Genomic DNA, 24,455 nt, shown 5'->3' with positions numbered 1-24,455 from the left:
GCCGGCGAAGTCTCGCGTCACAGGGAGGACTTGGCTGGCCCGAACGACGCGGGCCGACCGCCGTGGCTGACCGCCGCGGCTGACCGACGAGGTTGACCAACGAGGCCGGCCGACGGGGCTCCGTGACGAACGGGGCGGCCACGGCACCGTGCCGTGGCCGCCCCGCCGTGCGGTCTGACTCAGGCGCCCGGCGGCACCCGTGACGGGCGGCCGGAGCCGCGGGTGACGGAATAGCCGGCGATGCCCCCGAGCGCCGCGAGCAGTCCGCCGGCCGCGGTCCACAGCCAGCGGTCCGACCACCAGCCGGAGGACCAGCCACCGTCCGGTTCCGCCATGGCCGCCGGCCGCGGCGACGGCGTCGCCCCGTCGGACTGCGGCGTGGCCGTACCGGCACCCGGCACCAGGGGAGCGGCGAGCGTGCCGTCCACCGCCTGGGAGCCGCCCTGGTCGGCCGTGCCCGCCTCGACCTTCGCATGGACCGGCAGCCCCAGGTCCTCTTGCGGAAGATCGACGACCGTCAGGCGGACGTAATAGCTGCCGGGCAGTGGATCGTTGGCCCACGGCTCCGCCCAGGCGCGCACCGTGCGCAGCGTGCAGGTCAGCTCGACGGAACCGGCGTCCTGGGCCGCGGCCTTGGTCGGAGCGCCGTATTTGCACGGCTGCCGCCGGCGCAGCCCGTCGTAGACGTCCAGCTGCCAGGTGGCCGCACCGTGCCGGGCGGCGGTCGGCAGCGTCACCGTCGCCTTGACCGTGGCGCGCTGTCCCGCGTCGACCGGCAGCACCCAGTACAGGTAGTCACCGGTGGACGCATCGGCCGTCGCGGGCTGACCCGACTTGATGGCGGTCGCCGTACGGAACGAGGTACCGGCCTCGGTCGGCGCCGCCTCCGTGCTCGCACTCGGACTCGGCGTCGCGGTGTCGGCGACCGCGGGCCCCGCCACACCGAGGAGACCCGCCCCGGCCAGCGCGGCGGTCATCAGCATCCTGCGTACGGTGCACATCAGTTGGTCCTCCAGACGGAGACGCGCCAACGGGAGATCCAACCCCAGACCAGACCGGCCACCAGCCCGGTGAGGGCCAGCGTGATCAGCAGCCACCAGCCGTGGCCGAGCCCGAGGAACGCCGCGTCGGAGGCGTCGCTCGGACCGTCCACCACGTCGACCGCCAGCTCGACCGGCATACCGGGCTCGGTTTTGACCGAGGGCGGCGCCGAGAAGGAGTTGCTGACCTGGAGACAGACCGTCTTCAACGGCGGCTCGTCCGCCCCGTCCGGGGCATCGGCCGGCGGCTCGGGATAACGCAGACCGGACGAGATCACATCCGTCCGCCCGTCACCCGCCTCCGCGCCGCGCACCAGCTCCCGCCCGTGCTCCGTCGAGGCCCGCAACAGCACGCCGTAATCGTTGTTGACGGCACGGTCCGCGGCGACGCTCACCGAGGCCCGCAGCTCCTGACCGGGCCGGACGTCGACCCGGTACCAGCGGTGCTCGGCGAACTTCTCCCGGTCGCTGTAGAGCCCCGGCTTCAACTTCGGCGCGTCGGCGCAGCTCTGCGCCCCCTGCGTCGCCACCGGTGTCACGACCGGATCAGCCGTCCGCTCCACCAACTGGTGTACGCGGTCGCGGAGTTGCTTGGTGTGCTGCACCGAGGTGTACGTCCCGCCGGTCGCCTCGGCGATACAGCTCAGCTGCTTACGGGTCTTGGCGTCCGGCAGCAGACCGAGCGTGTCGACGGTGAGGTGGATGCCCTGCGCGGCGATGTCCCGGGCCACCTGGCACGGGTCGAGCGGGGCGCAGGTGTCCTCGCCGTCGGTGATCAGCACGATCCGCCGGGAACCGTCCCCGCCCTTGAGGTCGTGCGCCGCGCCCTGCAGGGCGGGGCCGATGGGCGTCCAGCCGGTGGGCGTGAGCGTCGCCACCGCGGTCTTCGCCTCGGTACGGTCGAGTGGCCCCACGGGGTAGAGCTGACGGGTGTCCTTGCAGCCGGTCTTCCGGTCCTCGCCGCGGTAGTCGGCGCCGAGCGTCCGTATGCCGAGCTGGACACCGTCCGGCACCGCGTCCAGCACCTCGTTGAACGCCTGCTTCGCGGCGGACATCCGGCTCTGACCGTCGATGTCGCGGGCCCGCATCGAGCCGCTGACGTCGAGGGTCAGCTCCACCTTGGGAGCGGTCTTCGCATCCGGTTCCCCGGCGCTGGCGGGTGTGGGAAGGAGGGCGACGGCCATCGCGGCCAACAGCCCGCACACCCCGGCCGCCAGCCGTTTTCTTGTGATCATCGCTGGATCGTATGGAGAAACCCGCCGCACACCAAAACGACCGCGGGACGCGGCTGCAGGGGCAGTTGAACCACCGTGACCGACCGGCCACGCGCGCCCGCGCCCCGCGCGGGACCCACTCAGGGCCCGCCCGGGGCCGGTTGCGGACTGCGGGAGTGCTGCCCGCCTGCTGCCGACGTTGTGACTCGTGCGGGATCTGGGGTTGGTGCCGCTCGGTCGTGGTTGGGCGGATGGTCGGATGGGTGGATGGTCCGGTGTCGGTGTCGGTGTCGGTGTCGGTGTCGGTGTTGGTGTTGGTGTCTGTGCTGCTGGGCCGCGGACGGTGCGGGGTCCGTGCCGGTCGGCCGCCGGCGGCGTGGCGTTCGTGCCGCTTCGTTGCGGACGGTGCGGACTCCGCATGGCCACGCGGCCGATGGCTCGCCGTCTGCGTTGCCTCACGCTGACGACCGGCCGTCTGTGGCCTCACGCCGATGGCCCGCCGCCCATGCCCTCGCGCCACGGCCTGCCGTCTCCCGGCCAGCGCCCAACTCGGTCCAGCTCGCTGGCGCTCGCGGTGTGCCGATTGCCGTGCCGATCGCCCTGCCACATCGCCGCCGGCGGCCTGCCGTCTGTGTGCCGCGTGCCGACGGCTCCCCGTCTGTGCCACCTCGTGTCAACGGCTCGTCGTGCGTCTCGCCCTGTCACGGAGGGGGCGCCGTCCGTGCGGTCTCGCCTCCGACGGCTCATCGTCGGTGCGGCCCGCCGCCCAAGCCGCCTCTCACCCGCGCCCGTTTCAGTCCAGCGCGTCGGCCATCCGCCCCACCGCCTCCGTGAGTACCTCGGGGGAGGTCGCCAGATTGAGCCGCACATGGCCGGCGCCGCCCGTGCCGAAGTCCGGGCCGGGGCTGAGGGCGACTCTGCCGCGCTCCAGGAAGAACGCGGCCGGATTGTCGCCGAGGCCGATCGGACGGCAGTCGAGCCAGGCGAGGAAGGTGCCCGAGGCCGGGCGGTAGCGGACCGCGGGCAGCCGCTCGGCCAGCAACCGGGCGAGCAGTCGGCGGTTCTCGTCGAGCCCGGCGCGCACCGCGTCGAGCCAGTCGCCGCCGTCCCGCAACGCGGCCGTGTGCGCGAGGACGCCGACGTGGCTCGGGCCGTGGCTCACCTCCTCCGGCATTCGCGCCAGATCCCCGGCGGCCTCCGGACCGGCGACGGCCAGCGCAGCCTTCAGTCCCGCGAGGTTCCACGCCTTGGACGCCGACATCAGCGAGAAGCCGCGCTCCGCGCCCGGCACGCTCAGGTACGGGACGAAGGTGGCGTCCAGCGCCACCACCGGTGCGTGGATCTCATCCGCCACGACCCGCACGCCGTACTCCGCAGCCAGCGCCGCCACCGCCGCCAGCTCCTCCGCGCTGTGCACCGTGCCGGTCGGATTGTGCGGGCTGCACAGCAGGTACGCGCCCCGGCCACCGCCCGCAGCGGCATCCCGGAACGCCGCTTCGAGCACATCGAAGTCGATCCGCAGACCGGCACCCAGCGGGGCCTCCACGACCCGCCGGTCCATATGCGTGAGGAACTGGTAGAACGGCGGATACACCGGGCAGTTGACGACCACCGGGTCGCCCGGCCGGGTGACCAGCTTGAGCACCTCGACGATGCCCAGCATCACATCGGGCACGATCGCGGTGCGCTCCACGGCGAGGCCGTGCCAGCCCCACCGCTCACGGGCGAAATCGGCCAGCGCCCGGGCGTACGCCGTCCCGGCCGGATAGCCGGTGTCGCCGAGCGCAACCGCGTCCGCGATCGCCCGGGCCACCGGTGCGGCCAGCGGTACGTCCATCTCGGCCACCCACAACGGCAGCACATCGGCCGGATACGTACGCCACTTCATGCTCGTCCGCTGCCGCAGCGTGTCGAGGGAGAGCGCACGCAGCGGGTTCGCGTCGGCGGAGACGTCGGGCGGCTTGGGCTCCATGAGGCAACGATAGGGGCGTCGGCGCGGTCAGGTGGCGGTGAGCACCAACGCGGCCTGGTCGTCGTCGGTGGAATCGCCGGCGAAGGCCGTGACCGCCGCGGTGACGGACTCCAGCAGCGCGGCGGCAGAGGGAGCCGGACCGCGTACCGCGACCAGCGCATCGGCCAGGCGCTGGTCCTCGAAGAACTCGCCGCCGGCGTCACGGGCCTCGGTGATGCCGTCGGTGACCAGCACCAGGCTGTCGCCCGGGGACAGTGCCACTTGGCACGGAGACCCGCCGACATCGGGCGCGATACCCAGCAACTGCCCCGGCTGCGCGAGTTGCTCCACCGTGCCGTCGGCCCGGCGTATGAGGGGCGGCACATGACCGGCACGCATGATGTCCAGGACGATCCGCCCGTCCTCGCGCCGCAGTTCGCCGTATATCAGCGACACGAAGGTGTCCTCGCTGGTGCCTTCGATGAGCGCATCGTTGATGGCCGCGACGACGGCCGCCGGGTCGTGCAGAAGGCGCGCGGCGGCACGCGCCGTGTGGCGGACCATGCCGGTCGTGGTGGCCGCCGTCGCACCGCGCCCGCAGACATCGCCGATCATCAGCCCCCAGCGGTCGTCGGGCAGCGGGAAGACGTCGTAGAAGTCACCGCCGACATCGAGCCCTTCGCCCGCGGGGTGGTACGACGCCGTCAGCTCGGCGCCCGGCACGGCCGGCAGTTCGGGCGGAAGCAGACCGGCCTGCAGTTCACGGGCGAGCCGGACCCGGTCGGTGAACTGGTGGGCGTTGTCCGCACTCGACGCGGCCCGCCGCGCCAGCTCCTCGGCCAGCGCGATCACATGCCCGTCCAGCTCCCGGTCCGTGGCCAGCAGGGTCAGCACCCCGAACGTACGGCCACGGGTCGCCAACGGCACACACACATAGCCGGTGACGATGGACCGCCCGGGAGGTGTGCCGACGCCGGTGCTCTCGTGGGAGTGGGAGCTGCCGTCGGGCCGGGAGCTGCCGTCGGGGTGAGCGCGGCCGGCAGTGCCGTCGGGGTTGCGGCGGTTGTCGGCACCGTCAAGGCTGGTGCGGTCGCTGGGGCCGGTGCGACCGTCGGGACCGGAACGGTCGTCGTGGCCGTGACTGCCCTCGGGGCCGGTGGCGCGGCTCTCGGGGCCGGCGGCGCGGATACGGCCCGTTTCGGTGGCGCCGGAGGCCAGCACCCGGGCGACCGCGCCGTCGATCTCGTCGCTCAGCCCGGGGGCGGACAGCAGGCTCTCGCCGGCCAGGCCGTCCGAGGCCACCGCGATCCGGTGGGTGTGGCCGTCCTCGACGACGTGCACGGTGCACAGCGGCGCCAGCGAGGGCACGGTCAAACGGGCCAGGCACTGCAGGCAGTCGAAGTAGTGCGGCTCACGGGTGATGGCGGTGCTGGCATCCAGCACGAACGCCAGGTCCTCCCGGGCCTCCTTCTCCCTCTCCTGGGCGGCCTGGCCGGCCTCCAGCGCACGGCGGCGCTCGATCGCCAGGGCCGCGATCCGGGCGAAGGCCCCGCTCAGCGCCACGTCCTTGTCGTCCGGGGCCTTCGGGGTCCGGTGGTACATCGCGAAGGTGCCCAGCAGCTCACCGTCCGAGCCCATGATCGGGGTGGACCAGCAGGCCGCCACCCCGGCCCGCCGCGCCAGCTCCTGATAGCCCTCCCATCGGGGGTCCGTGGCGATGTCCGTGACGATCACCGGGGCGCGCAGATACGCGGCGGTGCCGCAGGAGCCCACGTCCGGGCCGATGGCGACCCCGTCGATCGCCTCGTTGTAGAAGGCGGGCAGGCTGGGCCCGGTCCCGTGCCGCAGATGCGCCCCGTCGGGATCGGCGAGCAGCACCGAGACGATCAGGTCCGGGGAGAACTCCTCGATCGCCCGGGCCATCCCGGTCAGGATCTCGCTGAGCGGTGCGTCGCGCGCGATCTGCTCCAGCAGCACCCGCTGCTCGGTGGCGAGGACCTGGGTGTGGTGATACGCGGTGGTGTCCACCGCGATCACGGCCACCCCGTCGACCACGCCGTCCGCGTCCCGCCGGGGCTCGTAGGTGAAGTCGAAATATCCCTCCCGCTCCGCTCCCGGCGCGCCGAGCACCAGCCGGGCACCCCGGGCCCGGTAGGCGGTGCCGGTCCGGTACACCTCATCGAGCCGGTTCAGTACGCCCTGCGGGCCGAGCTCCGGCAGCAGCTCACCGATCGGTACCCCGATCTGCCCCCGGCCGCCGCCGACCACCTCCAGGAATGCCGGATTCGCCGCCTCGAGCCGGTGCCGCGGGCCGCTCAGCGCAGCGAAGATCACCGGAGCCTGGTCGAAGAGATCCTCGTACTCCGTATTCCGCCTGTGCAAGGGCCTGATCCGTTCGGTGACCGATCCGAGGCGATCCGTGGACATGGCAGGCTGCCCTCTCGTGTGTTCGCCGACCGCGCCGTCGCGTCCTCCCTTAACTGTGACATACCGGGCATATGCCCAATGGCTCCGAGTGGTCACCCGGCTCCGCTGCCCGGCGTCGCCCGGTGGGCCCACCTGCCGGAATCCCCCGGCGGCACGCCGGGCGCCGCCACGCTGCGGGCCACCTGTTTCCGTACGCTGACCTGGCCGTCTCGCCGATGGCTGGACGCTTTCGCGGCACGACAGGAGCGCACGATGCCCCCCTCCGCCCCCGCGGGCTCTTCCACCCCGTCCGGACCGCGGCACCGCCTGCGGGCATGGCTTCTGGAGGGGCTGACCGACATGGCCAAGCGCCATCCCGGTCCGCACGCCGGCCCGCAGAGTGCCCACCAGGGCCAGCGGTGGTGGCGGGTGATGTGCCTGACGGGCGTCGACTACTTCTCCACTCTCGGCTACCAGCCGGGCATCGCCGCCCTCGCGGCCGGACTGCTGTCGCCCGTGGCCACGCTCGTCCTGGTCCTGGTGACGCTTGCCGGGGCACTGCCGGTGTACCGCCGGGTGGCGAAGGAAAGCCCGCACGGCCAGGGATCGATCGCGATGCTGGAGCGGCTGCTCTCCTTCTGGAAGGGCAAGCTGTTCGTCCTCACCCTGCTCGGCTTCGCCGCCACCGACTTCCTGATCACCATCACCCTCTCCGCGGCCGACGCCGCCACCCACCTGGTCGAGAACCCGCACCTCACCAGCGCTCTGCACGGCCAGCAGATGCTCATCACCCTGATCCTGGTGGCGCTCCTCGGCGCGGTCTTCCTCAAGGGCTTCCTGGAGGCGATCGGCGTGGCGGTCGTCCTGGTCGGGATCTACCTCGGGCTCAACGCGGTGGTCGTGGTGGTCGGTCTGGGGCACGTCCTCACCGCGCCGCACGTCGTGACCGACTGGACCCAGGCGCTGACCACCGAGCACGGCAACGGCCTGGCGATGGTTGGCGTGGCCCTGCTGGTCTTCCCGAAGCTGGCCCTGGGCCTGTCTGGTTTCGAGACCGGCGTGGCGGTGATGCCGCATATCGAGGGTGATGCCGGCGACACCGAGGAGCGCCCCACCGGGCGGATCCGCGGTGCCAGGAAACTGCTCACCACCGCCGCCGTGATCATGAGCGTCTTCCTGATCATCACCAGCTTCGTCACGACCTTGCTGATCCCCGAGTCGGCCTTCAAGCCCGGCGGCTCGGCCAACGGGCGCGCCCTGGCCTACCTTGCCCATGAGTACCTGGGCTCCGCCTTCGGCTCCGTCTATGACATCTCCACCATCGCCATCCTCTGGTTCGCCGGCGCCTCGGCCCTGGCAGGCCTGCTGAACCTCATGCCCCAATACCTGCCGCGCTACGGCATGGCGCCCCACTGGGCACGGGCCGTGCGCCCGATGGTGCTGGTCTTCATCGCCGTCGCCTTCCTGGTGACCTGGATCTTCGATGCAAACGTGGACGCCCAGGGCGGCGCGTACGCCACGGGCGTGCTGGTGCTCATCAGCTCCGCCGCGATCGCGGTGACCATCGCCGCCCGGCGGAGCGGGGAGCGCGGCTGGACCATCGGCTTCGCCGTGATCGCGGCGGTGTTCCTCTACACGACCGTGGCGAATGTGATCGAGCGGCCGGACGGGGTGAAGATCGGCGCCTGTTTCATCGCCGGGATCATCCTGCTGTCGCTCCTCTCCCGGCTCGCCCGGGCCTTTGAGCTGCGGGTGACCAGCGTCGCGCTCGACGACATGTCCGAACGGTTCATCCGCGACGTCGCCCACCGCGAGATCCGGTTCATCGCGAACGAGCCCGACCAGCGCGATCTTGCCGAGTACCGCGACAAGCTCCAGCAGATCCGCACCGACAACGACCTCCCGGCCGACGACGACTTCATCTTCGTCGAGGTCACCGTCCTCGACCCGTCCGAGTTCGAGAGCGAGCTGCGGGTACACGGCGAGGTCCTCCATAACCGCTATCGCGTGCTCGTCCTCGAAAGCTCCACCATCTCCAACGCACTGGCCGCGCTGCTGCTGCACGTACGCGACGAGACGGGCAAGCGCCCGCACATCTACTTCGAGTGGACCGAAGGCAATCCCTTCGCCCAGTTCCTCCGTTTCTTCCTCTTCGGCCAGGGTGAAGTCGCCCCCGTCACCCGCGAGGTCCTCCGCGAGGCCGAACCCGACCGTTCCCATCGCCCCCGTGTCCATGTCGGCTGACCCTCAGCGTGTGAACGGCTGGATGGACTGGGCATGGCGGAAGACGTTGCGTGGGTCCCAGTACTCCTTGACCTCCTGCAGACGTGTGTAGTTGTCGCCGTAGTACAGACGGTGTGAGGGTTCGCCGGAGGTGTTCCACTCGGGGTCGTCGAGATCGGTGTCCGGGTAGTTGATGTAGCAGCCGTCGGTCACCGGTGCCGGCCGGTCCTCCACCGCGGCGCACTCGGGCGCCAGCACCGGAACGCCGCCGGTGTCCGCGTAGACATCGCGGTAGAACTCGCGGATCCAACGGAGATGCGGTGCCGCGATCGAGGGGTCGACATCGGCATCGTGCTGGTCGGCGACACCGTCCTTGTTTACGTCCCGCTTCCAGCTCCAGTACGTCTGGTACTGCAGCTTCAGCACCGAACTGCGCTGGTAGACCGCCGTGTCGGCGCTGTCGGGGAGGTTGATGGCACCGCCGTAGGAGTCGACCTGGAGCAGTGCCTGCGGATTGTCGTAGTCCGCGCGGGTCAGGTGGCTGAAGAGGGCGTCGAGCTGCTTCTCGGTGAATCCCCGCGTCATGTACGCCGACTTGTATTTGCCGCACTGGTTGTCACCGGAGCCGTTGAGCGTCTGGGTGGCCGTCAGCCAGGGCAGCCGGGTCGGCACGTGCAGTCCGCCCATGGGCGCGTGTTCGCCCATCCGCCGGTCCAGCGGCGTCGGGTCGACGCCGAGGTCCTGGGTGATCCAGTCCAGGAAGGCGTTGAGCCGCTGCACGCTGTCGGGGCGGGTGGCGTCGAGTTGGGTGATCAGGCCGATCTTGCCGTTGGCGCGGTGGTTCAACTTCAGCAGGGTGAACATGTCGGTGTAGTCGGCGCGGAGCGATTCCGGGAGCCGCGGGGTGTTCTCGTACTCGAAGAACAGCCCGTAGTTGCGCACCAGGGACTTGAAGCGCTCCGGCTGGCCCTTGAGCTTGTCCCACGGCCAGGCGATGGCATGCAGAAGAACCTGTGACGGGGGCTTGGGCAGTCCCTTGAACCAGTACCGCGTGACCACACCGAAGTTGCCGCCGCCCCCGCCGGTGTGGGCCCACCACAGATCCCGCAGCTCACGCTCGGGGGAGTCGCGGCGCGCGACCACCACCTCGGCGTGCTGACCGTCGCGGACCACGACGACCTCGACCGCGTAGAGATAGTCCACCGTCAGCCCGTGCTGCCGGGACAGCAGCCCGTACCCGCCTCCCGACACATGGCCGCCGGCGCCGACGGAGTAGCACGACCCACCGGGCAGAGCCACGCCGAACGGTGCGTAGAGGTGCGTGGCGACATGCCAGTTGGTGGCGCCGGATTCGACGCAGTACGCGCCCATCTCCTGGTCCAGATAGGCCCGGTCCATCTGCCCGAGGTCGAGGATGACGCCCACGTCCTCCCCGCAGACGAAGTTCTCGTAGCAGTGGCCTCCCGAACGGACCGTGATGCGGCGGCTGAGGCTCTCGTCCGAGCGGTGATCCGCCAGGTACTTGTTGAGCGCGGCGACGGCCTCGCCGGTCGAGCCGATCACGGACACATAGTCAGGTGTCGCGATGAAGCGCTGGTTGAATCCCCTTCTCAAGGCCTCGTAGCGTGCGTCCCCGGGAACTACTTCGGTACCGCTCTCGGTGCCGGCGCTGATCTGATACGTGGCCATGGTGGCCTCCCTACGACGATGGATCGATACGGGGTCTGACGGCTGCGAGCACCGACGCGACATCGCGCAGGAAACTCTGCGTAGCCGTGACCCTTCGCTTGATTACTATCCGTGATCGCCGTGAGGCTGTGAATGCCCGGAAGGTGTGCGTCCGGCGGCGTCATGTTGACGCCCGGCCGCCGAGGCCCGGCCGACCCGATCCCGGCCGAGGCGACCGCCGCTCCGCCCCGGCGCCGTCCCGGTCCTAGCCTGGAAGGGTGGACGGTGGCCTGGTCACGGTGTTCCTGTGCGGGGATGTGATGCTCGGTCGCGGCGTCGACCAGATCCTCCCGTACCCGGGCGATCCCGTGCTGCGCGAAAGCTACCTCCACGACGCCCGCGCCTACGTCGAACTCGCTGAGGCGGCGAACGGCCCGATCGCCCGTCCGGTCGGCTTCGACTGGCCGTGGGGAGAGGCGCTACCCGTCCTCGACGAGGCCGCCCCCGCGGCCCGGGTGATCAATCTGGAAACCAGCGTCACGCGCAGCGACGTCTTCGCGTCCGGCAAGGAAGTCCACTACCGGATGAACCCCGACAATCTCCCGTGCTTGACCCTCGCACGCCCCGATGTCTGCGTTCTGGCCAACAATCACGTCCTGGACTTCGGCCGCAACGGCCTGGCGGAGACGCTCGACGTCCTGGCCGGCGCCGGGCTGCGCACGGCGGGCGCCGGAGCGGACGCCGACGCGGCGCGGCGTCCGGCGATCGTCCCCCTCGACGACGACCATCGCCTCCTGGTCTTCTCGTTCGGCCTGCCGACCAGCGGCATCCCCTTTTCCTGGGCCGCGACTGAGGACCGGAGCGGAGTGGCTTTCCTGTCCGAACCGTCGGAGACCGCGGCAACCGGCCTGGCCGCACGGGTGCGGCAGCTCAAGCGGCCCGGCGACATCGCCATCGCCTCGGTCCACTGGGGCCCCAACTGGGGCTACGGCGTCTCCCGCAGCGAGGCCGCCTTCGCGCGGCTGCTCCTCGACGGCGGCATCGACGTCGTGCACGGACACTCCTCGCACCATCCGCGCAGCCTGGAGGCCTACCACGGAAAGCTGGTGATCCACGGGTGCGGCGACTTCATCGACGACTACGAGGGGATCACCGGCTACGAGCAGTACCGGGACGACCTGCGCCTGCTCCTCCTCGTCTCGCTGGAGCAGCCGACCGGCACTCTCCACGACGTGCGCATCGTCCCCCTCCAGGCCCACAGGATGCGCCTACGGCGCCCGTCCGCCCGCGACTGCCACTGGCTGCAACGGCTGCTCGACCGCATCAGCACGGGCTTCCGCCCCTGCACCACCACGGAGGAGGACGGCCACACGCTCACCCTCCGACCGCTGTGACGCCGGCCGTGCAGAGGCGCGCGGGCTTCAAATGTGCAATGTCAGCGGCGGATGGGTCCCGTTCAGATAGTGGTCGCCGATGTCGCGCAGCCTGTGGGTGGGCGAGCCCTGGGCGGTCAGCACACGGGCATTGCGCCAGAAGCGGTCGAATCCCGGGCCGTCCGCGGGCGAGTCGGCGCCGTCGGTGAGTTCCAGGATGCGGGTGGTGATCTCCAGCGTGGACTTGCTCGTGACCGCCTCGGCCGCGGCGACGAGCACGGCGATGTCCGCGCGCTGGTCGACATCGAGCTCCCGCCCCGTGAGGAGCCCCCTCGCCAGCGCTTCGGTGGCGGGCTCGACGACCGCCGCGGCAGTGTGCGCGGCAGCCACCAGCTCCCCGTAGGCGAGCAGGAGATACGGGTCGCTACCGGGGCGCCGCTCGAAGGCGCCGCCGTCCGGGTCGGAGGGCGGCCAGTTGCGCGGCGCGGTACGGCTGAAGTCCCGGGCCTCGGCCAGCGTTCCTTCGGCGATGCCCAGACAGACGTGGATCAGGGCGAGCCGGAGCGCCAGCGGGGCGAGCGTGGCGAACGGGGAGACGTCGTGTTCGTCGTGCGGCACGGTTCCGAGGATCTGGTCCGGCTGCACCGGTACGCCGTCGAAATCGACACTGCCGGCTCCGGTGAGCCGCTGGCCGAGGCGGTCGTGCGCCGGGACCGCCGAGACGCGGGGATCGGCCGGGTCCACCCGTGCGATCAGTGTCTCCCCGGTGCCCGTGCAGACCGCGCCCACCACCAGTTGGTCGGCCACCGTGACGCCTGCCGGGAAGACCTGGCGACCGTGGAGAAGGTATCCGCTCCCGGTTGGCGTGAGGGTGAGTTCGGGTCCGGTCTCCGTCTCCTGCTCCGGTTCCGTCCCCGGCAGATCGATGCTCCCGCCCCAGAGCCAGTGCCCGGTTCCCGCTTGGCGCTCGATCCGGTCGGCCTGCTCGGGGGAGCCGAAGAAACGGGCGCTCCATGAGAGGGCGTAGTGCCGTCCGAGGAGCTCGCCGATGGAGCTGTCGGCCGCCGCGATCTCCCGGATGACCGCACACGCCGTACGCCAGTCGGTACCCCAGTGGGACGGCCCCGGCGGCATGAGCAGGGTCGGCAGGCCGGCTTCGCGCAGCCGGGAGAGCTCGTCGAACGGAGGCTTGCCGGCGCGGTCGCGGGCGATCGCGTCGACGGCGAGATCCTCCGCGACCTCACGGGTGACGCGAGGCCAGATGGCATCGCCCGTGGTGGCGTTGACCTGTGGGGCGGCGGTGCATGCTGTGGCCTTCTTCGGCATGGCGCCGGTCACCGTCCTGTCGGGTGGTCTGCGGGTCGGTTTCCCTAGTTTTCCCACTGGATTAGTAGGGAATGATGCGCCCGTACTCCCTTGGCGGCAAGGGCCGTTCGAGGCGTGGACAGCCGAATCTTGCTATCCGGACGGAGTCGAAGCTCCCCTACGACCCGTTCCCGGCGTGCAGTGGCGCCGAGGGCTACGGCCTCAGGGGTTGGTCCAGGAGGCGGGGTCTTCGGCCAGTGCGGATACCCGGGTGGGCAGTTCCGCCGAGGCGACATCGGCGAGCGAAACGCCGTCGAGGATCTGCCGGACGTTGGCGCGGAGAGCGACCCAGAGTGGCAGCAGGGACTCTGCCGGGCCGGTGTAGGACAACTCCGGCGGACGGACGCCGCGTACGGAGACCAGGGGACCGTCGACGACGCGGATGACGTCGGCGATGCTGATGGACTCCGGTGCCTTGGCCAGGCGGTAGCCGCCGTTCCCGCCGCGCTGGCTGAGGACGAGTCCGCCGCGGCGCATGTCGTTCAGAATGCTTTCAAGGAACTTGTGCGGAATGTCCTGGGCGTCCGCGATGGCCTCCGCCTTGAGCGGTCCTGCGTCCCGGGCGTGAGCGAGTTGCAGCGCGGCGCGCACCGCGTAATCCGCTCTGGCTGAAATCCGCATGCCCGCATTATTCCGCAGTGCTGCAGGGGGCCTGGACGGGTGGGCCGGGAGGCCGGTCAGTGGTCGACCGTCACCTCGAAGTGCTTCGGAGCGGCCCCCTCCGCGGTCACGGTGAAGGACGCGGTGCCCGTCGCATCACCCGCCACCAACGGCGGGGTCTGTGCGTACCCCTGGGAGTCGGTGTCCACCGTGACAGTGGGTGCTCCGCCTTCGAAGAGGACCTGCTGGGTCGTGGCCAACCAGGCGAACGTCACTGTCGCGTCGGCCACCGGGAGGCCGCTCCTGCGGTCGACGAGTCGCGCCTTCAGCGGGTTCGAGAAGGTCTGGTGGGGTCCGGCATGCTGTCCCGTGCCCCCGGCCGGCTCGATGGCCACCGTGAGGTCCATGCCCGCTTCCGTACTCATTGCGCCTCCTCATTCCGGGACCCTGAACAGTCTGCTTGGCCGTCGGTCACTCACTCCGCTGTCACTCGAACGGGTGTTTCCTGCCTCGATCGCGGCAGATTGCTTGCGCACGCGGGCTTTTTCGGTGCAGGCTTTACGGCGGATGCAATCAATTGATGAGAGGGAGAGGGACATGGGCAACACCCTTGAATGCGGGCGCAGTTACCTGACCATGGGGCCGCGGGCGCAGTGCAGGCGGGCAGCCGTGACGCCGGTCAGCGGCCGAGGGCCTTGCGGAGCTCGTCCTTGTTCATCGAGGAGCGGCCGTCGATATTGCGCTTCTTGGCTTCCTCGTAGAGCTGGTCCTTGGTGGGGCCCTGGGCGCCGCGGTGGGAGCGCTCGCCGCCGCGCTGCGGCGCGGACTTCTTGTCCCGGAGGGAAACCTTGCTGGCGGTCTCCGACTCGCCGGACCGGGCGCGTTCCTTGTTCACGGTCCGCGCGGCAATCTCCTTCGCGCGCTTCGTCGACTCGCCTCGCTGCTCGGCACTCTCCTTGATGTGCTCGTACTGACGCTCACGCTTCTTGCTCGAACCTGCGGGCATGACGGCTCCTTGACCGGTCGATGTGTCGTTCGTCTGCCGGCCTCGTGTCGGGGCGGTCGACGGCCACTCCTTCAGTTCACCCCGTTCGGCGGCAGCGCGCGAGGCAGAACGGCCGATCGGGCGGGTGCGTCTCCTGCGGCGAGAACCGCTGGTGGCGAGCTCGCGTGCTGCCCACGGGACCCTGGCACCGCGCGAGGCATCGGCCGGGCGATGGCGAGTGCGGCGTGGGAGAAGAGGTGTCGGGCCGGTGCGTGTCGGAGTGGTCGGGTCAGCCGGAGGAGAGCGCGTCGAGGAGCTCGCCGACCTGGGGGTCGGGGAGGGCGCGGGCCACATCGGCCAGGGCCACCACGCCGACGAGGCGATGACCGTCGATGGCCGGCAGGCGGCGGACCTTGTGACGGGCCATCGTCGCGAAGATCTCGTGGGCTCCCTCGTCGGCACCGATGGTGATCGCTTCGCCCTGGGCAAGTTCGTCAGCCTTGGTCTGCTACGGGTCCAAGCTCTTGCCCAGCACCTTGACGACGACGTCCCGATCGGTGAGGACGCCCTTGAGCCTGTCGTCCGTGCCGCAGATCGGCAGCGCTCCGACGCCGAGGGAGGTCAGCTTGCGCGCCGCTTCGAGAATGTTGTCGTCGCCGCCGATGCATTCCGCGGCCGGCGACATGATGTCGCGTGCCACAGGCATGACTGTTTGTCCTTCCTGGAGGAGGGACCTTGATGTGAGGAGGTGCATTTCCGTGCCGGCTACCGGCCTCGACCGGTGACGTAGTCGCGCACCCGGTCGACCAGCCCCAGGCCGGGCGAAAGCAGCTTGTTGGCCGGTGGCGTGCTCGGGGCCATGGGGTGGGCGCGGGTGGGGGCGGTCTTCTTCGCCTCGCGGACCTTCCGGCCGAGGCTTTCCAGGACGTAGGGATGGACGCCGTCGCGCAGCTGGGGGAAGAGCTGGTTCTCCTCGTCCTCCACGTGCGCGGTGACCTCGATGCGCAGTTCGCGTACGAGGCGGTCGAAATCGGTGTCGTCGGCCTCGCGTCCTTCGAGGTCCTTCAGCAGCTGCTCGACGCGGAGGTGGTCGGCGATCTCCTTGTCCGCCAGCATCCCGCCGTTCTCCAGGTGGTCGCGTACGGCCGGGTAGAGGTGCTCCTCTTCCGCGACCGAGTGGCGCACCAGCTCGATGGTCAGGGCGTCCAGGAGTCGTTTGCGGGCGCTGCTGCCGGGCGCCGCGTTGTCGAACTGCTCGAAGAGGTCGTCGACCTCCCGGTGGTCCGCGGTCAGCTCCGCGATGACGTCCTCGCCGTGCTCCATGATCTGTCCTGTCCCTCCGGTGGCCCGGGCGCTGCCGGCCCGTTGCCGGGCGCACCCAGAGCAACGGGTTCCCGAGCTGTCCGGCGGATAACGCCAAGTCCGGGGAATTGCGTCGGATGCCGGGATTGATGGCCGTGGTGGAGAGGGGGAGGGGAGCGGGGCGGGGGAGGGGAGGAGGGGGTAGGGGAGGGGTCGGAGAGGGGGAGGAGAGTGCGGGGTGGGGCCGGAGTGGGGGAGACGGAGAGGTGGTGCGCCGCGGGTGCCGGGGGCATGGAGGGTTGGGGTGTCGGGGCACCGCCGCTGCTGTGGTGGGCCCGTGGCGGGTTTCCGGCGCGGCGCGGAGCTGGCCGCGCTACTGGGCGCGGCCGACTGCTACCTGCCACCGAGTGCGGACTGCTGCCGCCGCCTCGACGTGGGGATGTGCGGGACGTGTGGGATGTGCGGTACGTGCGGGGTGTGCGGGATGTGCGCCCAGGGGCCTCGCCGCCAGGTGGTGCGCCGCGGCCAGAGGTGTCTGAGTGGGGGCGCGGTGGCTCGGGTCAGCGCGCCATGATCACCGCGTAGGCGATGAAGAACGCCGCGCAGAGGACGACGACGATGCCGAGGATGATGGCCGGGCCCTTGGCCCATCCGCGGGTGGGAAGGTCGCGGGGGCCGGTCTCCGAGCCCGTGCTGTCCTCGCCCGGCGGGGTTTCGCCCGGCGGCACGCCGCCTCCGGGACCGAGGCCCGGGGATTCGCGAGGATCCGGATCAGGGTGGTGAGTGCTCATACCGGGAGTTTGCCCCAAAAAGGCCGATTTCACCGGTGGGGATGGAGTGGCGGTAGGGCGGTGTGGGTGAGGGTGGCGGGTGATGGGTGGTCGGGGCCGTCGGGGTAGTCGGGGTGGGGGAAGCGGCGGGGAGGGGGGTGGGGTGGGGGAAGCAAAGAGGAGGGGAAGGGGGAAGAGGGACGCGGTCTATGTTTGCGTCTCGTGCGCTTGTGATCAGCGCTCCGGGTGCCGCGATGGGTGCTCCGCGCATCCCGCAATTCCTCCGCCACCGTGTGGTGGCGGAGGAATTGCGGATCCTTGGCCCGCGGGCCGCATTCCGTTTGCGGGCGTGCGGCGCTACCAGTAGTGCCGTCGGCCGGCTACTGCGTGACCCATTGCCCCGAGGACCCAGAGGATCGCCCCGATGACGGCGAGGATGATTCCGATGGTCCACAGGATGCCGATGCCGGTCAGGAACCCAACGACCAGCAGGATAATTCCGAGAACGATCACGATGTGCTCCGATCTCGCATATGTTTCCCTCTTAACTGTGATCCCGGTCTGACACACGGGCAACTTCTGCCGTCGGCGGATTGCGAAGCCCTCAGGAGGGGGGCGGCGCGAGGGGCGGCGGTGTGATCACGTGGTGAGCGGGTGGGTGATTCTGGGGTCGGCCGGCCGTTGGTGGCTGGCTATCGGGAAGGCAACGCGAGGGGCTGCCGACCGCTGGCTGCAAATTCCGTATGGCGGCCGCGGGTCGGCCGTGATGCGCCGCATTCCGTTTTTACTATCCCGTGGTGGCGATGAGTCTGGTGATGTCGGTGTTCGCGGGCGGGTCAGGGGTCGGGCCGGGGATGGGGGTACCCGGTGAGCACTGCCCGGTGTGCGGCTGGGTGGAGGGGCCGTGAAAAGGGGGCCGTATTCGTTCAGCGCTGCCGCGGTATGGCGTCGTAAGTTTCCCGTGGTGATCGCGGTCGGCTATGCGGTTGCCGCTCTGGGCGTGGTGTACGGGCTGTGGGTGTTCCTGGTCGGCCTGGGGGTTCTGAGCGGTGGGGTCTTCGGCTTCACTTTTCAGCATCGGGAAGGTGAAGGTGAGGACTGACTGACGTTCCTCAGGGCGAAGGCGAGACTGCCGTGGCTGCATTGCGAGGATGCACGGCGAGGAATGGCGTAGCGGGCAAGGCAGGGCAGGGCGTGGCAGGCCAGGGCAGGAGACGTGCCGGGGAGTGGTTGACGGGCCGTCAAGTTGGTGTGCAGGGCCGGGCCAGGCGGGCCTGGGGGCTACGGCGCCTCGGGGGTGTCGTTGGGGGTTGTCCTGTGGTGGTGGCGGGAGCGGTGGTTGCTCCAGTTTGCCGCGGCGTCGATTTGCAGCAGGTTGAGTCCGGTCTCCGCGACCAGCCGCTCCCGGGAAAGGCCCTCCGGGTGGCGGTGCAGCGCTCGGGCGATTTTCCCGGCCCACAGTTCGGCATTCACAAAAGGACGTGCGTGGTAATGCTGCTGCAGTTCGCCGAGGTGCGCCGTGGAACAGGCCGTCAGTGACCGGTTTCCGTCCAGCGCGGGATCGTGGACATGGATCGCCGAGGAATCCGGAACGATGGCATGGACCCCGGTCCCGTCCACCACGCTCGCGCCGCACAGTCCGCACAGCCGAGGAAGCGGTTCCGCTTCCTCCGGCTCAATCGCCTCAACCACAGCGTTGTTCTACCTCGCGTTGACTGCTGTTGTCGGTTCGGCACGCCGCACCATCCGTACCTTCCGCCGCGCCCGCAACGTTCGGGCGGGGCGTCAACAGTCTGACGACAACGAGGCGGTGACAGATTTCGGGACATGTCTCGGGAGCCGTCGGGTAGGGGCGGCTCGAGGGGGGACTGCAGACGGGGGCCGAGTCAACAGCTAGGAGCCCGAGCATGACCAGCACCGGCACCATGACAGCAGGGACTGCGGTAGCGAGCCGGGCCACCACTACGTCTACCCGGGCCACCACTACGTCCAAGGGGAACGCTGTCCCGGCCCCGTCGGTGCCGCTGCCGCCGATCGATGAGCCGCAGCGCCTTGCGCCGAGTGAAGCCAGGGAATTGTCGAGGGCGTTCTTCGAGCGACTCGCCGTCCTTGAAGAGGGCACCCCCGAGTACCAGTACGTGCGCAACACACTGATCGAGATGAATCTGTCCCTGGTGCGCTACGTCGCCCGGCGCTTCCGCAGCCGGGGGGAGAGCACCGAGGACGTTCTGCAGGTGGGCACCATAGGTCTCATCAAGGCGATAGACCGCTACGACGTTTACCGGGACGTGGAGTTCACCACGCTGGCCGTGCCGTACATCCGTGGGGAGATCAGGCGTTTCTTCCGTGACGCCACCTGGGCCGTCCATGTGCCGCGCCGGCTGCAGGAACTCCGCATCGACCTCGCGCGCGCCTTCGAAGACCTGGAGGCCGCCAACAACCACGATCCTTCGGCGGCAGAGCTCGCCGCACATCTGAAGCTGCCGGAGGACGAGGTGCGGGAGGGGCTCATCGCCTGCAACGGCTATGACACCGACTCCATCGACCGGCCGATCCAGACCGCGGGAAAGCAGCAGACCGGGCTCGTCGCGGACCTCATGGGAAGCACCGACCCCGCGCTCGACCTCGCCGAGAACATCCAGGCACTCAAGCCGCATCTCGCACAGCTCGACGAGCGGGAACGCACACTGCTCCGGCTCCGGTTCGGGGCGGAGATGACCCAGGCCGAGATCGGCAAGGAGCTCAACCTCTCCCAGATGCACATATCCCGGCTGCTGAATCGAGCCTGCACCAAGTTGCGGAAGGGACTGCTTGCCGAGGTGTGAGTGAGCGCGGCCGTGGCACCCCCGAGCGAAGAGGGTGGACCTGGAGCCAGGAGTGAGGGGAGGCAATCGGAGCGGGAGGCAATCGAATCGAAGGGCCGGGGTGTTAAGGGGCCCCGGCTCCGTCGCGTTCGTTGCGGGTCGCCGAGCGGATCTGCGGAATGAGTCGGAATGAGCCGGAATGAGCCGGGATAGGTCGTGATGAGCGTGGTCATCAGTACGTCGCGGTGGGCGGTGCGCGCTGGGGCCAGCGGGCGGATCGGGATACGCCGTGCAGGGTGTGCGGTCCCAGGAGTGCCAGTACGGCGCGCAGGACGGGGTCGGCTGCGAAGGCGTTGGTGAGGGGCAGGAATTACCGTTCGACGCCGTCGTGGTAACGGTCCGGAGAGAGCTCTTCTCAGTGCGTGGCGAAGTGTGCCCAGGCTGCTCCGTCGGCGTCGAGCGGGGACCTCGTGACGGCTGCGGGCAGGAGAGGGGCCCCGGCCGTTGCCAGGGAGGTGCGGGCGGTGGCCAACGGGGTGGCGACGGCGGTCTCGTCCATGTGCGGACACCTCCTGACGGCCGGCTTCGGGCTCTTGAAGGAGCGGGTCTCGAAGGAGCGGGTCTTGAAGGTCGGGTTCTTGAAGGAACGGGTCCTTGAAGGGGCTGATTCTTGAAGGGTTCTGACTAGCGTTCACCGGTGACGGCGAGTGGGGTGCGTAGTGCGGTGCGGTCGTGGCGCCAGGCGTCGAGGAGGTGGGCGGCGAGTCGGTCCTCCAAGTGGACCGTGGCGGCGATGCCGAAGGCCACATCGGGTTCGAGGCCCGGTTCGTCGGTCAGCAGGCCGTCGACGACCTCGCGGCGCACCACCTGCTCGTGCACCGCGTCGGCCTCGACGTGTTCGTCGTAGAACCGCTCCGCCGCCGGGCCGGCACCGGTACGGCGCATGGCGTCCGCGAGGCGCCGCGCGGCGGGTGAGGAGGTCACCTCGACGGTGGCGAAGTGACCGACCAGCGCCCCGCGCAGCGAACGGTGCAGACCGAACAGGGACATCAGGGTGACCGTGGCCAGCGCCTCGGCGGGCGCCAGGTCGAGGTAGTGCCCGTAGGCGGTCTCCAGGCCGAGGTCCGCCATGAGGTCGGCGAACAGCTGGGCGTGGATGTCCTCGGCGCGTCCGGCGCCGAACTCGTCGAATTCGACGGCGACCATCCCGGCCTTCGCGCGGCCGCGCAACCGGGGGATGACCCAGGCGTGCGGGTCGGCCTCCTTGAGGTGGTACAGCGAGCGCAGGGCGGCGTACTCCCGCAGTTGCCACAGCCGGCCCGCGCGCAGCAGATGGTGGCTCACGCTGGTGCCGTCGTCGGCGACCGGTTCGACCAGCAGTCCGTCCAGCGCCTCCGCCGCGCCGACGGACGGGACGTCCGCCCGCAGCGCCCGGAGGAACACCTCTTCCAGCGCGCGCCGCACCGCCAGCAGCGCGGGATCCCATTCGCGGTCGTCGTCCACGCCGTCGAAGCCCTGGTAGTGGAGCTCGTAGAGCACGTACAGGGCGAGCTGGAGGTCGGCTCCGTAGGGGTCGGCGTCCTGGATTTCCGTTGCCGTGGGGGCGAGCAGCGGGTCGGGTCCGGGGGTCCGGAGGGAGGGGAGCGGTGAGTGGGGGAACGGCGAGAGGGGGGTGGGTGTGGAAGGGGAGGAGAGTGCGGAGAGGACTGCGGTCGAGAGCTTCCCCTGGGGGCGGGGCAGCCGTGGCCGGTCGCCCGGGCGGGGCGGCATGGTGGCGGACGAGGTGCTGGAGGGTGATGCGCCGGACGGTGATGTGCCGGATGGCGTGGTGGGGCGGGCTGCCGACCTCATGGCGCGTCCTCTTCCGGGGCGGGCGTGGGGCGGGCGCGGCGGCGGTGGCTGGTGTCGCACCAGGGGTAGCAGTGGCTGCGCCGGCAGGTGCAGAGGGCGACGACGAAGCGGTCGGAGACGGCGACCGAACCGTCGTCGCAGACCACCTCCACCGGGCCTTCCACCAGCATCGGGCCGTCCCGGGTGAGGGTGACACGGCGTCGCGGGCGCTCAGGGACGTTCGGCGTGGATGGCGTGGGTGACGTGGATGGGACGTTCGGCACGGATGATCACCAATTCCTCTGTGTACGGCGAGTCCTCTGTGTACGGCGAGTCCTCTGTGTGCGGCCGGTCCTCTGTGTGCGGCGAGCTGTCCCCCGGCACGTCGAGCAGCCCGTTGCGGTGCAACCACGCAAGACGGGAGCGCAGGACCGGGCCGAACGGGATGTGCGCACGGTCACCGACCTCGGCCCGCAGTCCGGACCGGGACAGCCGCGACAGGGTGTCCCCGGTGCCGCACAGCCCGGAGTGGACCATCAGCAGCACCCCGCCGGGGCGCAGCGCCGCCGGTGCGAGGTCGCAGATCCGGTCGATGAGCAGCCGCCCGTCGCGTCCGGCGTCCCAGGCCCGCGCCGCTCCCCGGGGTGGGCGGCGGCCGGGCGCGGGTACGTACGGCGGATTGCTCACGAGCAGGTCGAAGGTGCGGCCGCGGGCGGCGGTGGCCAGATCGCCGCGGCGGACCGTGAGGGGCAGGCCGGCGAGCCGGGCGTTGAGCCAGGTGGTCAGCACCGCCCGCCAGGCGATGTCCACGGCCGTGACGTGGGCCCCGCGGCGGGCGGCACCCAGGGCGAGGGCACCGCTCCCCGTACCCAGGTCCAGCAGTTCGGTACCAGGGCCGATCCCTTCCCGGTACAGGGCGTGCAGAAGGAGCCGGGTGTCGTCCTGTGGCGCGTACACACCGGGCAGGGTCATCAGGGGACGGGGCCGGACGAGCGCGGTGGTGTCGGGGGTCATTTCCGCACCTCCTTTCACGGCGTTGTACGGGTCTGGTACGGCCTTGCACGGCGCCGCGGCCAGCCAGGGCTCCCGCGGCTTCGGTTCCAGCGTTGCGGCAATCGGGTGAGGCGACCACTGGGGGAGCGGACCGGCCCCGGATGCGGGCTGAGGTGCGGACGGCCCGGATGGCGCTCAGCCTGGAGACAGGGGGCGGGCGAGCGCGGCTCGCCGGGACGCCTGATCCGAGGAGTGGAAGTGGCCAAGCACCGGAAGTCCTCGCACCCGAAGATGGGCGAGGGCCACAGCATGCACAAAGGCACCGAGCAGCACGGTTGGTCGCCGGATGTCGACCAGTCCGAGCAGCACGCCAACGAGAGTGCGCACCGCTCGTTCCACCCCGAGCGCTACGCGCCGAAGCGGGACCGCAGCAAGGAGACCAAGGACACCGGGCAGGAGAAGGTCTCCCCGGCGAGCGAGGTCAAGAGCGAGTCCGAGCCGGGTGAGCGCCGGGCCGCCCGGACCAGCGAGAAGGGGATGCACCGCAAGGAGCCCAAGGGCCCCGCGGGCCGGCCCAGCGGTGGCCGGGACGCCGACGCGCACACGGGCGTCGACCCGCAGAATCCCTGACACTGGAAAGCCGGGAAACCGGGAAGTCGCGAGGGCGAAAGTCCGGAAGCGCGAGCCGGGAAGTCGGGAAGCCGGACGTGGGGACGCCGGGAGCCGGGAAGCCGGACGTGGGGACGCCGGGAGCCGGGAAGTGGGCCTGGATCGGTGGTGCCGGCTCGGGGCAGTGGTGCCGGCCTGGATCAGCGCTGCCGGCCCGGGTCAGTGGTGCCCGTATGCGGTGTCCGGGGGCCGAATCAGGTCCGGTGCCGCACACTGCGCGAAATGACCGGTGGTACGCGGCAGATGACCGGCGGTACGCGGCAATTGACCGGCTGTAGGCGGCCCGCTCGCCGTGCGCGCACCAGGAGGTCGCGAAATGGCAGACGGAAAGGAAGGAACGGAGAGCCGAGAACGTCCCGAGGGCCCCGCGAACGTCGAGAATCCGGTCACCCGATATCCGCGGCCGGAATTCCCGGCGCAGGACCAGGAGCCTCCCGGGTGGACCGGACCGATGGACCCGCCGCCCGACCACGGCGAGGAATCGTATCGGGGAAGTGGACTCCTCGAAGGACACAAGGCGCTGCTGACGGGCGGGGATTCCGGTATCGGCCGGGCCGTCGCGCTGGCCTTCGCCCGGGAGGGTGCGGACGTGATGTTCACCTTTCTCCCCGAGGAGGAGAAGGAGGCCGAGGTGACCGCCCGGCTCGTCACGGACGCGGGTCGTACGGCCGTGCCGCTGGCCTGCGACGTCCGGGAGGAGGAGCAGTGCCAGCTGCTCGTCCAACGCGCGGTGCGGGAGTTCGGCCGGATCGACATCCTGGTGAACAACGCGGCCTATCAGATGTCGCAGCCGGACGGGATCCGGGCCATCACCACGGAGCAGTTCGACCGGGTGGTGCGGACCAATCTGTACGCCATGTTCTGGCTGTGCAAGATGGCGCTGCCGCACATTCCCCAGGGTGGGGTCATCATCAATTCCGCGTCGGTGCAGGCCTATCGGCCCAGTCCGCATCTGCTGGACTACGCGATGACGAAGGGGGCCATCGTCACGTTCACCCAAGGACTGGCGCAGATGCTCGCGCCCGACGGCATCCGGGTCAATGCGGTCGCTCCCGGGCCGGTCTGGACCCCGCTGATTCCGGCGACACTCCCGGACACCACGACATTCGGCAAACAGGCCCCGCTGGGCCGCCCGGCACAGCCCGCGGAAATGGCCCCCGCTTATGTCTTCCTCGCCTCCCCGCAGGCGAGTTACGTCACCGCCGAGATCGTCAATGCCACCGGCGGGACACCCCTGCCCTGATGCCCCCATGCCCGTATGC

Annotated in this window: 23 protein-coding genes and 1 pseudogene; 6 read left to right on the top strand and 18 right to left on the bottom strand. The window is 70.4% G+C overall.

The window, feature by feature from the left end; translation table 11 throughout:
• Positions 1 to 179 precede the first annotated feature (179 nt).
• The 4 genes from V2J85_RS03960 to V2J85_RS03945 form a co-directional block, all read right to left on the bottom strand.
• Positions 180 to 1,001: a hypothetical protein gene (locus V2J85_RS03960; protein WP_330820628.1), complete on the bottom strand. Its 822-nt coding sequence runs from the start codon at positions 999 to 1,001 to the stop codon at positions 180 to 182.
• Entirely contained in the window at positions 1,001 to 2,275 is a 1,275-nt protein-coding gene (locus V2J85_RS03955) for a VWA domain-containing protein (protein ID WP_261953068.1), read from the bottom strand. Before V2J85_RS03955 ends, V2J85_RS03960 begins: the two co-directional genes overlap by 1 nt.
• A 772-nt stretch (positions 2,276 to 3,047) precedes the next feature.
• Entirely contained in the window at positions 3,048 to 4,226 is a 1,179-nt protein-coding gene (locus tag V2J85_RS03950) for a MalY/PatB family protein (RefSeq protein WP_330820627.1), read from the bottom strand.
• Positions 4,227 to 4,253: 27 nt separating this feature from the next.
• A complete protein-coding gene (locus V2J85_RS03945; RefSeq protein ID WP_330820626.1) occupies positions 4,254 to 6,587 on the bottom strand; it encodes a GAF domain-containing SpoIIE family protein phosphatase in 2,334 nt (777 codons plus the stop codon).
• Between the two features lie 297 nt (positions 6,588 to 6,884).
• Between V2J85_RS03945 and V2J85_RS03940 the strand changes: the two genes are divergently transcribed.
• Positions 6,885 to 8,855, top strand: coding sequence for an APC family permease (locus V2J85_RS03940; RefSeq protein ID WP_330820625.1), 1,971 nt, complete (start codon positions 6,885 to 6,887; stop codon positions 8,853 to 8,855).
• 3 nt (positions 8,856 to 8,858) lie between these two features.
• Here the strand turns inward: V2J85_RS03940 and V2J85_RS03935 are convergent, their stop codons facing one another.
• Positions 8,859 to 10,523, bottom strand: a complete 1,665-nt coding sequence (locus tag V2J85_RS03935) for an FAD-binding oxidoreductase (protein ID WP_330820624.1) — start codon at positions 10,521 to 10,523, stop codon at positions 8,859 to 8,861.
• 257 nt (positions 10,524 to 10,780) lie between these two features.
• On the opposite strand from V2J85_RS03935, the gene V2J85_RS03930 reads away from it, so the two are divergent.
• Positions 10,781 to 11,896, top strand: a complete 1,116-nt coding sequence (locus V2J85_RS03930; RefSeq protein ID WP_330820623.1) for a CapA family protein — start codon at positions 10,781 to 10,783, stop codon at positions 11,894 to 11,896.
• Positions 11,897 to 11,923: 27 nt separating this feature from the next.
• Here V2J85_RS03930 and V2J85_RS03925 read toward each other — a convergent pair whose 3' ends face one another.
• From V2J85_RS03925 to V2J85_RS03890, 8 genes and pseudogenes are all read right to left on the bottom strand, one after another.
• Complete coding sequence (locus tag V2J85_RS03925) at positions 11,924 to 13,201, bottom strand: acyl-CoA dehydrogenase family protein (RefSeq protein ID WP_330820622.1); 1,278 nt, start codon at positions 13,199 to 13,201, stop codon at positions 11,924 to 11,926.
• Between the two features lie 201 nt (positions 13,202 to 13,402).
• Complete coding sequence (locus V2J85_RS03920; protein ID WP_330820621.1) at positions 13,403 to 13,861, bottom strand: RrF2 family transcriptional regulator; 459 nt, start codon at positions 13,859 to 13,861, stop codon at positions 13,403 to 13,405.
• A 56-nt stretch (positions 13,862 to 13,917) separates the two neighbouring features.
• Entirely contained in the window at positions 13,918 to 14,265 is a 348-nt protein-coding gene (locus tag V2J85_RS03915) for an Ig domain-containing protein (protein ID WP_261953075.1), read from the bottom strand.
• Positions 14,266 to 14,519: 254 nt separating this feature from the next.
• Complete coding sequence (locus V2J85_RS03910) at positions 14,520 to 14,846, bottom strand: plasmid stabilization protein (RefSeq protein WP_261953076.1); 327 nt, start codon at positions 14,844 to 14,846, stop codon at positions 14,520 to 14,522.
• 268 nt (positions 14,847 to 15,114) lie between these two features.
• A pseudogene (locus V2J85_RS03905) lies at positions 15,115 to 15,531 on the bottom strand (CBS domain-containing protein).
• A gap of 59 nt (positions 15,532 to 15,590) precedes the next feature.
• Positions 15,591 to 16,148, bottom strand: a complete 558-nt coding sequence (locus V2J85_RS03900) for a hemerythrin domain-containing protein (RefSeq protein WP_261953077.1) — start codon at positions 16,146 to 16,148, stop codon at positions 15,591 to 15,593.
• A gap of 539 nt (positions 16,149 to 16,687) precedes the next feature.
• Positions 16,688 to 16,918 carry a DUF6480 family protein gene (locus V2J85_RS03895; protein ID WP_261953078.1) on the bottom strand — a complete coding sequence of 77 codons (231 nt, stop codon included), beginning with the start codon at positions 16,916 to 16,918 and terminating at the stop codon, positions 16,688 to 16,690.
• A 336-nt stretch (positions 16,919 to 17,254) separates the two neighbouring features.
• Positions 17,255 to 17,410 carry a DUF6131 family protein gene (locus V2J85_RS03890; protein WP_261953079.1) on the bottom strand — a complete coding sequence of 52 codons (156 nt, stop codon included), beginning with the start codon at positions 17,408 to 17,410 and terminating at the stop codon, positions 17,255 to 17,257.
• 451 nt (positions 17,411 to 17,861) lie between these two features.
• Here V2J85_RS03890 and V2J85_RS03885 point away from each other — a divergent pair, with 451 nt between their 5' ends.
• Positions 17,862 to 17,999 carry a hypothetical protein gene (locus tag V2J85_RS03885; RefSeq protein ID WP_330820620.1) on the top strand — a complete coding sequence of 46 codons (138 nt, stop codon included), beginning with the start codon at positions 17,862 to 17,864 and terminating at the stop codon, positions 17,997 to 17,999.
• Positions 18,000 to 18,178: 179 nt separating this feature from the next.
• Here the strand turns inward: V2J85_RS03885 and V2J85_RS03880 are convergent, their stop codons facing one another.
• Entirely contained in the window at positions 18,179 to 18,520 is a 342-nt protein-coding gene (locus tag V2J85_RS03880; protein ID WP_330820619.1) for a hypothetical protein, read from the bottom strand.
• Positions 18,521 to 18,804: 284 nt separating this feature from the next.
• Here V2J85_RS03880 and V2J85_RS03875 point away from each other — a divergent pair, with 284 nt between their 5' ends.
• Positions 18,805 to 19,722, top strand: coding sequence for a SigB/SigF/SigG family RNA polymerase sigma factor (locus V2J85_RS03875; RefSeq protein WP_261953082.1), 918 nt, complete (start codon positions 18,805 to 18,807; stop codon positions 19,720 to 19,722).
• Between the two features lie 394 nt (positions 19,723 to 20,116).
• On the opposite strand, the gene V2J85_RS03870 is transcribed toward V2J85_RS03875, so the two are convergent.
• The 4 genes from V2J85_RS03870 to V2J85_RS03855 form a co-directional block, all read right to left on the bottom strand.
• Positions 20,117 to 20,260 carry a hypothetical protein gene (locus V2J85_RS03870; protein WP_330820618.1) on the bottom strand — a complete coding sequence of 48 codons (144 nt, stop codon included), beginning with the start codon at positions 20,258 to 20,260 and terminating at the stop codon, positions 20,117 to 20,119.
• A 125-nt stretch (positions 20,261 to 20,385) separates the two neighbouring features.
• Positions 20,386 to 21,471 carry an iron-containing redox enzyme family protein gene (locus tag V2J85_RS03865; RefSeq protein WP_330820755.1) on the bottom strand — a complete coding sequence of 362 codons (1,086 nt, stop codon included), beginning with the start codon at positions 21,469 to 21,471 and terminating at the stop codon, positions 20,386 to 20,388.
• Positions 21,472 to 21,548: 77 nt separating this feature from the next.
• A complete protein-coding gene (locus tag V2J85_RS03860; RefSeq protein ID WP_261953085.1) occupies positions 21,549 to 21,722 on the bottom strand; it encodes a CDGSH iron-sulfur domain-containing protein in 174 nt (57 codons plus the stop codon).
• A gap of 40 nt (positions 21,723 to 21,762) precedes the next feature.
• Positions 21,763 to 22,545, bottom strand: coding sequence for a HemK2/MTQ2 family protein methyltransferase (locus tag V2J85_RS03855; RefSeq protein ID WP_330820617.1), 783 nt, complete (start codon positions 22,543 to 22,545; stop codon positions 21,763 to 21,765).
• Positions 22,546 to 22,782: 237 nt separating this feature from the next.
• On the opposite strand from V2J85_RS03855, the gene V2J85_RS03850 reads away from it, so the two are divergent.
• Together V2J85_RS03850 and V2J85_RS03845 are read left to right on the top strand one after the other, a co-directional pair.
• A complete protein-coding gene (locus V2J85_RS03850; RefSeq protein ID WP_261953087.1) occupies positions 22,783 to 23,154 on the top strand; it encodes a hypothetical protein in 372 nt (123 codons plus the stop codon).
• A gap of 355 nt (positions 23,155 to 23,509) precedes the next feature.
• Positions 23,510 to 24,436, top strand: a complete 927-nt coding sequence (locus V2J85_RS03845) for an SDR family oxidoreductase (protein ID WP_330820616.1) — start codon at positions 23,510 to 23,512, stop codon at positions 24,434 to 24,436.
• Positions 24,437 to 24,455 lie beyond the last annotated feature (19 nt).

The organism is Streptomyces bugieae (genome assembly GCF_036352915.1).
In the GTDB taxonomy this organism is placed as follows: Bacteria; Actinomycetota; Actinomycetes; order Streptomycetales; family Streptomycetaceae; genus Streptomyces; species Streptomyces endophytica.
This window is presented reverse-complemented; position numbering and strand designations above follow the sequence as displayed.

Coding starts and splice junctions, on each gene's coding strand:
- V2J85_RS03940 (WP_330820625.1), top strand. CDS start 6,885: ATGCCCCCCTCCGCCCCCGCGGGCTCTTCCACCCCGTCCGGACCGCGG.
- V2J85_RS03925 (WP_330820622.1), bottom strand. CDS start 13,201: ATGCCGAAGAAGGCCACAGCATGCACCGCCGCCCCACAGGTCAACGCC.
- V2J85_RS03910 (WP_261953076.1), bottom strand. CDS start 14,846: ATGCCCGCAGGTTCGAGCAAGAAGCGTGAGCGTCAGTACGAGCACATC.
- V2J85_RS03855 (WP_330820617.1), bottom strand. CDS start 22,545: ATGACCCCCGACACCACCGCGCTCGTCCGGCCCCGTCCCCTGATGACC.
- V2J85_RS03870 (WP_330820618.1), bottom strand. CDS start 20,260: ATGGACGAGACCGCCGTCGCCACCCCGTTGGCCACCGCCCGCACCTCC.
- V2J85_RS03915 (WP_261953075.1), bottom strand. CDS start 14,265: ATGAGTACGGAAGCGGGCATGGACCTCACGGTGGCCATCGAGCCGGCC.
- V2J85_RS03845 (WP_330820616.1), top strand. CDS start 23,510: ATGGCAGACGGAAAGGAAGGAACGGAGAGCCGAGAACGTCCCGAGGGC.
- V2J85_RS03895 (WP_261953078.1), bottom strand. CDS start 16,918: ATGAGCACTCACCACCCTGATCCGGATCCTCGCGAATCCCCGGGCCTC.
- V2J85_RS03935 (WP_330820624.1), bottom strand. CDS start 10,523: ATGGCCACGTATCAGATCAGCGCCGGCACCGAGAGCGGTACCGAAGTA.
- V2J85_RS03875 (WP_261953082.1), top strand. CDS start 18,805: ATGACCAGCACCGGCACCATGACAGCAGGGACTGCGGTAGCGAGCCGG.
- V2J85_RS03960 (WP_330820628.1), bottom strand. CDS start 1,001: ATGTGCACCGTACGCAGGATGCTGATGACCGCCGCGCTGGCCGGGGCG.
- V2J85_RS03920 (WP_330820621.1), bottom strand. CDS start 13,861: ATGCGGATTTCAGCCAGAGCGGATTACGCGGTGCGCGCCGCGCTGCAA.
- V2J85_RS03900 (WP_261953077.1), bottom strand. CDS start 16,148: ATGGAGCACGGCGAGGACGTCATCGCGGAGCTGACCGCGGACCACCGG.
- V2J85_RS03955 (WP_261953068.1), bottom strand. CDS start 2,275: ATGATCACAAGAAAACGGCTGGCGGCCGGGGTGTGCGGGCTGTTGGCC.
- V2J85_RS03860 (WP_261953085.1), bottom strand. CDS start 21,722: ATGCTGGTGGAAGGCCCGGTGGAGGTGGTCTGCGACGACGGTTCGGTC.
- V2J85_RS03950 (WP_330820627.1), bottom strand. CDS start 4,226: ATGGAGCCCAAGCCGCCCGACGTCTCCGCCGACGCGAACCCGCTGCGT.
- V2J85_RS03865 (WP_330820755.1), bottom strand. CDS start 21,471: ATGCCGCCCCGCCCGGGCGACCGGCCACGGCTGCCCCGCCCCCAGGGG.